Consider the following 8361-nt stretch of genomic DNA (forward strand, 5'->3'; position numbering starts at 1 on the left):
CGATTGGCAAGCGTTCAGACGCCTGGGCGACAGTCTGGACGCACGACAGCACAGCTTTTTTTGAAATGAGTTCTAATTCAATCTGTTATCGTACAGACCTTCACCATCTGGTACCGTTTGCGCGAAGTTCGTCGTTTAATATGCCCATATTCTCAACGGCAACTCTCTCATGTATTCTTCACAACATACACGTAGATGAACAAAACTACATATTGTCGTATTTTTCTGTATGACGATTCTACCATATACGAATGACAAGGGGCATGTTATAGTAGAGATCAGTACATTTTGGTTGCCGAGGTGCACTATGGCGTCAACCAACGAACTACAATTCATGCCTCTCGATCTCGACACCTTTACCGGGAGCGAGCGCTTCATGACCGGAACGCGGCTAGGTGCTGCGTTCAGTCAGGGAATGCGTGCATATCTGCGGGCAACGTATGCTGATGCGATTGAACATTTCAAAGCTGCTCTGATAGCCGCGTATGTGGACGGAGAAGAGCAGGCGCAAATCTACGAGCGTGAGCGGGCGATTATTTACCTCTACATTGGTAATTCGCTTGCCTTTCAAGATCACTGGGAAGAAGCGTTACGCGAATATCTTGAAGCGGTACAGACCGATCCCCAGTTAGCTGAAGCGCATTACAACCTGGGGGTCGCGTTTGCTGCTCTCGGTCAGATTGATCGGGCGATTGCTGCATTTAAAGAGACGCTTGAGCACAATCCCAACCTCTACGAAGCCCACTTTGCGCTTGGCCGCTGCTACCAGCGGATCGATGATGCTGGCCGGGCATACATTCATTTTAGCAGCGCCTGTAATGCGCGTCCACAGGCTGCCGAACCTCGTTACTACATGGGCTTGATGCATCAGAGCCATGGTGCGCACGAGCTGGCCCAACGCTGTTTTGCCGAAGCGCTGCGGGTTGAGCCAACCTTTGTTTCGCCGGAGCCATTACCCGATGAACCACTGGTGCAGCGCAGTGAAGAAGAGGTAGCCCAATGGTATTACCGGCTGAGCCAGGCACTCAAACAGCAGGGGTACGAAGAGGAGGCCGAGCGGATTTATCGGGCGCTGTTGCAATGGCGTCCGCAAGAGTATGCTGCTCGCTATCTGCTGGGCAATCTCCTGGCCCGCCAGCGTCGATTTGAGGAAGCTTACGCCGAATACGAACAGATACCACCCCAGCACCGTCACTACGTCGATGCCCGCTTGCGCATGAGTGCCATTCTGCGCCTGCAAAAGAAACCGAAACAGGCGCATGAACTGCTCTTTGCCTGTGCTCGGCTCAACCCGCATCACGGTCAACTCTTCTTGCATATGGGTAAGCTCCTCTACGATATGGGGATGCATGCTCAGGCAGCCCGTGCGTTCGAGCGCGCCGTTCAACTGATGCCAACTGATGCGCAGGCTCATTATTTGCTCGGTTTTGTGTACAATACACTAGGGCGTGACACCTGGGCGCTGGCAGCTTGGCGCAAAGCTGTACAGTTAGCACCGGAAGCTCATTCGCTGCGCTTTGATTTGGGGTATATGTACATTCGGCGTGGTCGTTACGATCTGGCGGTGGCAGAATTTCAGCAGGTACTCGAACAATGGCCAGACGATCTGGAAACCCAGTTTATGCTGGGTTTGTGCTACAAAGAACTTCTGGAACCGGCACGGGCAATCCCGTTGTTTGAAAAAGTGCTCCGACGTAACCCTCGTCATGCTCAAGCACTGTATTATCTCGGTGCTTGCTACCTGCAGGTTGGTAATACCTCGCTTGGCAAGGCGTATCTGCGTCGCTATGATCATCTCGTTCGTCAGACAGCAACGATGAATGGTAGTTCCCGGTCGCGTCCGGTGCCTTCATCGCGTCTGTCTTCGTGAATGGCAATACAATGGTTCGCTTGAGCCGATACACTACAATTGGTATGAGGCTGAACGAACGATGTGCATAGAGGCAGTGGCATGCAACGAGTAGAGTTACGTATTCCATCAATCCCAATCTTCGAGCGCGTGGTGCGAGCCAGCGCTGCTGAAGTTGGGAGTGCCGCCGGTTTTAGCCCCGAGCAGGTTGAAGATTTGAAACTGGCCGTCAGCGAAGCGGTTAACAATGCGATTGACCACGGGAATCGTGGGGATGTAGCTAAACTGGTTGCAGTAACGTTCGAGATCGACGGTGAAAAACTTGAGATTCGGGTGAGCGATCAGGGCGGCGGCATTGAACGAATCGATGTCTCGCGGCGCGTTGTTGATGATGCTACCCTTGATGCCGGCTATCTGCGCGGCTTTGGCATGTATCTGATCAGTGCGTTAGTTGATGATTATGAGATCGATTCATCGCAACAGGGAACGGTGTTAACCCTTCGTTTGTATCGGAAGGATCGGCAACAATGAGCGACATTATTCGACGAGAAGAATTTGGCGACGTCGTTGTGCTCCACATCTTGACCACCAGCGTTGATGCCATCTCGGCTGCCGCTATTGCTGCTGAGTGTCAAGAGATGCGTCCGATTACGGTGCTCGATTTTAGCGAGGTTTCGTTTATCAATTCAGCCGGTATCTCAGCATTGCTCAAGTTTGTTGTCAGTGCACGTAAAACGGGGTATCAGCTCTTTGCGATGAACGTGACCCCTCATCACCAGAAGATTTTTAAAATGGTTGAGATGTCACGCTATATGCCGACTATCGATGAACGCGATCTGGCGGCGTACCGCTGATCCCCGGTGGCTGCCTGACCAGATCGGCGCAATAACACTTTTCGACGAGTGTGATCTGGTGGTACGCTGTTGCTACTGTCAAATAAACAAGTTTCTAGTCCTGGAGATAAAGAATCCCTCTTACCGACCGGCTTGCGTGCCGACCTGGTAAATACCTCTGTCTTTTTCATATACTGATCGGGTGGAAGTAATCCCATCTATCCAGGGATCAAAGATGACGCTGGATACTACCTCTTCCATCCCCACTGTACCCTTGCGGTGCTGTGCGGAATGCGGAAGCCGGGCAGTTGCATTCACCGTGCTCGTGTGAAACGGAACTACTCACCACGCGAGCATGCGTCTACATATAGGCACATGTTTGTTAACAGACGATGCGTGCCATCAGGGTGGCTATTGATCACGCTGTACGATACCTGTGCCATCCCACGGTCTTATCGTAGATGTACGAGATGAATTCTTGCGTTGTGCGGCGCTATATCCCTGTAATCTGAACCGGATACGCAATCTCTGGTGCGATATGGTATGATAAGAGTGAACAGAAGGAGTATGCTATGAGTTTACGTAAACGCACCGGTAAAGTTGGCGTGGTTGGTACAGGCATGGTTGGTACCTCCTTTGCCTATGCGCTGATGCAGCGCAGCCTGGCCAACGAACTGGTGTTGATAGATATTGATTATGCCCGTGCAGAAGGGGAGGCGATGGATCTTAATCACGGCCTACCCTTTGTTCGCCCAATGCGCATCTACGCCGGCACCTATGATGATCTGGCCGGTGCTGACTTGATAGTCATTGCTGCTGGGGCCAATCAGCGGCCTGGCGAGACCCGTCTCGATTTACTGAGTCGGAATGTAGCCATTTTTCGTGAGATCATTTCCCTAATTCTGGCAGCAAATGATGATGGGATTATCGTTGTTGCCACCAATCCGGTCGACATCTTAACCACCATCGTGGCACAGATTGCCGGTTCCGCAACGAATCGAGTGATTGGATCGGGGACCATCCTCGATACGGCACGCTTTCGCTACTTGCTTGGTCAGCACTACGGTGTCGATCCCCGCTCTGTACACGCCTACATTGTCGGCGAACATGGCGATAGCGAGTTAGCACTCTGGAGCCTGGCAAATATTGCCGGGGTCAGGCTGGTTGATTTTGTCGGTGCGAATGGTCAGGGCTACAACCAGGCAGCGCTTGATGCGATTCTTGAACAAACCCGTAACGCTGCATATGAGATTATTAAGCGCAAGCGAGCAACCTACTATGCCATCGGTTTAGGACTGCTATCGATTGCTGAAGCAGTGCTGCGTGATCAACATACGGTGATGACTATCAGCAGCTTGATGAATGGTCAGTACGGAGTAAGCGGGATTGCAATCAGTCTACCAACAATCGTTGGTCGTGATGGTGCTGAGGAAGTGCTCAATTTACCATTGTCCGAACAGGAGATTGCGCTCTTTCAGCACTCTGCCGGTATTCTAAAAGAATACCTGTCTCACGTTCAATAAAGAGATCGCTGTATCGTGTACGCTTAAGGAGGGTGCGCCGTGCCCCATACTATTATGGTTGTTGAAGATGATGCTGCTACTCGCCGGCTTTATCGTTTTCTGCTACGTAATAGCGGCTACGATGTGATCGAAGCCGAAGATGGAATCGATGCGCTAGAAAAGCTGGCCGTGCATGATTGCGATGTGGTTATTACCGATATGAATATGCCACGTATGGGGGGCATTGAGTTGGTGCGCACTCTCCGCCAAAATCAATCACAAGTGTACGTGATCCTGGTCACCGCTTTCGGTACTCCCGATACCGAAAAGAATGCGCTACGTGCTGGCGTTAATGAATATTTAACTAAACCGTTCGATTTCGATGAGCTAGAGCGACGACTGCAACTCTATTTCTCCCGTCGTGCGCAAGACGGTTCCTAAGCATATGCTGCACGTACAGGTGTTGTAGCAATAACGGTTGAGTTTGCCATGGCATCCATTACTCAATGACAATTTTGTTACCGACATGACGGCCATTGTAGACTTTATGCAAACTTAGCTTGCTACACTACAAACGAAATAGCCGGCAATCTGCTCTGTGCAGATGTGTATGCCTGGGGAGCCTGATCTATGGCGGACTACGCAAACTCTTCCCCTGAGCGCCCCCGGATTCTCATTGTGGAGGACGAAGTCAATATCCGTGAGTTCTGTCGTCTGCTTCTCCGTCGGTATTATGATGTCGTTGCCGTGGAGGATGGTCTCGCAGCGATAGAGTTACTGTCTACGCAGACGTTTGATCTGGTGTTGACCGATCTGCAAATGCCGAATCTGGACGGGATTGCGCTTGTTCAATACTTGCGTGCCCATCATCTGGAAACCGATGCGGTCGTTATGACGGCACATGCGACGGTCGAAACTGCACGCGAAGCACTTAAGCTCGGTGCTCTTGACTACATTGCCAAACCTGTTGATGCCGAGCAATTACAAAAGACAGTCCGAACGGCACTGGAATTGCGTCATGTGCGCCGCGAGAAGGAGCGTCTCTCCGACCTGGTGCTGATGTATCAGTTTAGCCAGGTGATTACTGCTTCGCTCGATGTTCAGGAACAATCCGCTCACCTACTTGAATTCGTCGGTCGTCGTTTTGCCCCAAGCAACATCGGATTGTCGCTGATTGACGCTGATAGTGATACGCTGGTAGTGCTGATCGGTTCCGAACCTGGCCAGAGTCTGCCCCTGAGCGAACGTGACGAACAGAGTCTGCGAGCAGCGCACTACCGGTTGATTGAATGTCCAGCTACGTCATCAGATCGCCTCATTGAAGTGGTCTTGCGGAGTCGCGACCATGCGATTGGCTTCCTCAATTTGACCCGCAATAGTGAACAACCCTCGTTTGATGCTGCGGATCGGCATCTGATCGAAATTTTTGCTTCGCAGATTGCCGCTGCGCTGGACAATGCACGTCTGTATCGTGTCCTCAAAGATCAATACGAACAGATGATTGCTGCGCTAGCCGGGGCAATCGAAGCCCGTGATGCCTATACCTATGGCCATTCACGCCAGGTTAGTCGCTACGCCGTCCGTCTGGCGCAAGAATTGGGTCTCAGTCCTGCGGTGATTGAGCGCATTCACTATGCCGGTCTCTTGCATGATATTGGTAAGATTGGCATTCGCGACGATATCTTACTCAAGCCAGGGCCTCTTTCACCTGAAGAGCTGATCCAGATGCGCCGCCATCCGCAAATCGGAGTACGTATTCTTGAGCAGGTCAGTGGCTTACGTGATATATTGCCGATTATCGCTGCCCACCACGAACGTTTCGATGGTACCGGCTATCCATATGGTTTGAAGGGAGAAGAGATACCATTCGAGGCGCGTATTCTAGCAGTGGCCGATACCTTCGAGGCGCTAACCGCTGACCGCGCCTACCGTTCGGCGATGAGTCCTGAAGCGGTGCTCCAGATCATCCAGGATGGCAGGGGTACCCATTGGGATCCGCAGGTGGTTGATGCTTTTTTGCGCCTGATGCGCCGTGAGCGGTTATGGGAACAATCACCACGGTTGCGGCAGGTGATACAACCACCATTGTCGGTAGAGTCAATTTCTTCGTGACATCATCTCATTCCACGTTGGCGACCATCTACCTACGATGCAATTAGCCGCTGGACTGGTTGCCTTGCGCACTTGTCATGCCCGTGGCGTATCATTTGGAGTGCGACCGCCCCGCTCTCGCGCCAGCCGTACTCACGATCCGGCGCGTGGTATATACGGTGCCCCTGATGATACGGTAGTTCAGCGGCACATCAGAATATCATCACGGAGTCACAGAGAGTACAGAGGGGGACTGTGTCACTGTATCAGAGCGGTTGTCTCATCATCTGCGGTTGACAATGCCCCACATTTGACCCACCGAACCAGCGCTTCCATTCCGCGCACCAGCGGGGATACTGCATTTCAGGCCGGATTGCCCGTGGCGCGTAGCCTGGAGTGCGGCAGCCATGCTGCCGCGCCAGCCGTGCTCACGATCCGGCGCGTGCTACGCCGTTAACCCGGCTGGTCACATGGATACAGGGTGTGCTCGTCACAATCATAGAGACTGTCAGCCATCAATGAGATAACTGCTAGTGACTAAATCTGATATGATCCGGCGGTGAAGCGCGACTCCCTCGATGATCCTCTGGTGCAATGTGATCTGCTGCGAATAGATGAAACAGTCCCTCTGCACAGGCATTTACAGCTCATATCTGTACGTGCCATTGTCGTAATGGAATACGTGTAAGATATGTCTGGTTCGCGCTTTTGATATAGATGAGGCCTTACAATGTTCAAACGTTCCCGCAAAAGGCTTGTCGATGGTTATGTTGCTCGATTGATCGTAGTTGCTCTTGTATCTCTCTGGTTCTACTTTTCCGCACTAACCATCTGGTGGCAAGTGACCATCGTTACCGGACTTGTTTCCCTCTTTATTCTGCTCTTTGCATGGTGGAACGATCACCGTCAACGCTCACTACGTCGCAAGCAATTGCTGGAATTGTCTCCCGCTGAATTTGAAGAACGTGTTGCGCAGCTTTTACGCGATCTGGGATGGCAGCGCGTACAGGTGCGAGGGGGTAGTGGTGATCGCGGGGTAGATATTACTGCCGAACGGAATGGTCAACTCTATCTTGTGCAATGTAAGCGATATACCAAATCGGTAAGACCAAATTATGTGCGTGACCTGGTCGGAGCGCTGCATATTCAACGGGCTAACCAGGCAATTCTTGTCACCACAAGTGGCTTTACCCGTCAGTGTTATCTGGAAGCCAAAAATCAACCTGTCCAGTTGTGGGATGGCCGCAAACTCTTGCGCTATATCGACATCGCAGAACACCGCGGAGCCGTTCGTTTACCTGTGTGGCAGCAGTGGCCTTTTTTAATCGGTGCAACGCTATTGGGGGTGAGTCTGATGTTGGCCGGTGTAGCCATCCTTATGGGACCTGCCACACAGTCGGTTGTCACCACCCAAATCAGTGATCAGTCGAACCAGGGTGTCCTCTTCGATGTGAACAGAACGGCCACAGCCGAGACCATCCCGGCTACGCCGACTGTTATACGACAGAATGTACAGCCAACCCGGCCAGTGCCCACTGTCCGTCCAACTGACCTGCCGGCTCTGGCGACTGTTTTCAATGGTGGTAATGTGCGATTAGCGCCAAATCTACGCGGGACAGTGATCGACCAGATTCATGCCGGTGAGGCTGTCACCCTTCTCGGTCGCAGTCCTGATGGCAATTGGTTGCGGATGATTAATCTACGCCAGACAGAAGGTTGGGTACACCGTTCACTGCTCACCATTGATCCAGTCGTTGAAGCGCAGTTGCCTATCGTTGAACCGTAGATTGCAATAGCAAATCCAGTTTATCTCTCAAGCAGTCGTACTACCAGACTGTCACCCAGGTCCATGAACGCTTGTTAATCACCAACAACAGCATATCCGGCTCCCGGCACGCCGATGTGGAAGAGAAGAGTGCTGGCGACCATCTATGGTGCCATCACTTGCTGGATTGGTTGCCTTGCCCGCTCATCATGCGCGTGTGGCGAAGTTTGGAGTGTGGCAGCCATGCTGCCGCGCCAGCCGTGCTCGCGATCTGGCACGTGTCAGGTCGTTGACCCGGCTGGTCACGCGAATGCCGGGTGT

7 protein-coding genes are annotated in these 8361 nt (G+C 52.2%); all 7 read left to right on the forward strand.

Translation table 11 applies throughout. The annotated features are described in order from the left end of the window. The first annotated feature begins 307 nt into the window (after positions 1-307). Positions 308-1870 carry a tetratricopeptide repeat protein gene (locus tag VAE55_RS11580; protein WP_322815939.1) on the forward strand — a complete coding sequence of 521 codons (1563 nt, stop codon included), beginning with the start codon at positions 308-310 and terminating at the stop codon, positions 1868-1870. 81 nt (positions 1871-1951) lie between these two features. Next, positions 1952-2380: an ATP-binding protein gene (locus VAE55_RS11585; RefSeq protein ID WP_322815940.1), complete on the forward strand. Its 429-nt coding sequence runs from the start codon at positions 1952-1954 to the stop codon at positions 2378-2380. After that, positions 2377-2703 carry an STAS domain-containing protein gene (locus VAE55_RS11590; protein ID WP_322815941.1) on the forward strand — a complete coding sequence of 109 codons (327 nt, stop codon included), beginning with the start codon at positions 2377-2379 and terminating at the stop codon, positions 2701-2703. The genes VAE55_RS11585 and VAE55_RS11590 overlap by 4 nt, the downstream gene beginning before the upstream one ends. 551 nt (positions 2704-3254) lie before the next feature. Beyond that, the gene (locus VAE55_RS11595) at positions 3255-4205 is read left to right on the forward strand and encodes an L-lactate dehydrogenase (protein WP_322815942.1); all 951 of its coding nucleotides are present in this window, start codon (positions 3255-3257) and stop codon (positions 4203-4205) included. Between the two features lie 39 nt (positions 4206-4244). Further along, the gene (locus VAE55_RS11600) at positions 4245-4625 is read left to right on the forward strand and encodes a response regulator (protein ID WP_322815943.1); all 381 of its coding nucleotides are present in this window, start codon (positions 4245-4247) and stop codon (positions 4623-4625) included. Positions 4626-4814: 189 nt separating this feature from the next. Next, entirely contained in the window at positions 4815-6296 is a 1482-nt protein-coding gene (locus tag VAE55_RS11605) for an HD domain-containing phosphohydrolase (protein WP_322815944.1), read from the forward strand. 709 nt (positions 6297-7005) lie between these two features. Then, positions 7006-8061, forward strand: coding sequence for a restriction endonuclease (locus VAE55_RS11610; protein ID WP_322815945.1), 1056 nt, complete (start codon positions 7006-7008; stop codon positions 8059-8061). Positions 8062-8361: the final 300 nt, after the last annotated feature.

It is taken from the genome of Chloroflexus sp., assembly GCF_034432675.1.
Classification (GTDB): domain Bacteria; phylum Chloroflexota; class Chloroflexia; order Chloroflexales; family Chloroflexaceae; genus Chloroflexus.

What these genes read in the sequence shown, in the direction of transcription:
- VAE55_RS11605 (WP_322815944.1), top strand. Translation starts at nt 4,815, where the DNA reads ATGGCGGACTACGCAAACTCTTCCCCTGAGCGCCCCCGGATTCTCATT.
- VAE55_RS11595 (WP_322815942.1), top strand. Translation starts at nt 3,255, where the DNA reads ATGAGTTTACGTAAACGCACCGGTAAAGTTGGCGTGGTTGGTACAGGC.
- VAE55_RS11610 (WP_322815945.1), top strand. Translation starts at nt 7,006, where the DNA reads ATGTTCAAACGTTCCCGCAAAAGGCTTGTCGATGGTTATGTTGCTCGA.
- VAE55_RS11590 (WP_322815941.1), top strand. Translation starts at nt 2,377, where the DNA reads ATGAGCGACATTATTCGACGAGAAGAATTTGGCGACGTCGTTGTGCTC.
- VAE55_RS11585 (WP_322815940.1), top strand. Translation starts at nt 1,952, where the DNA reads ATGCAACGAGTAGAGTTACGTATTCCATCAATCCCAATCTTCGAGCGC.
- VAE55_RS11580 (WP_322815939.1), top strand. Translation starts at nt 308, where the DNA reads ATGGCGTCAACCAACGAACTACAATTCATGCCTCTCGATCTCGACACC.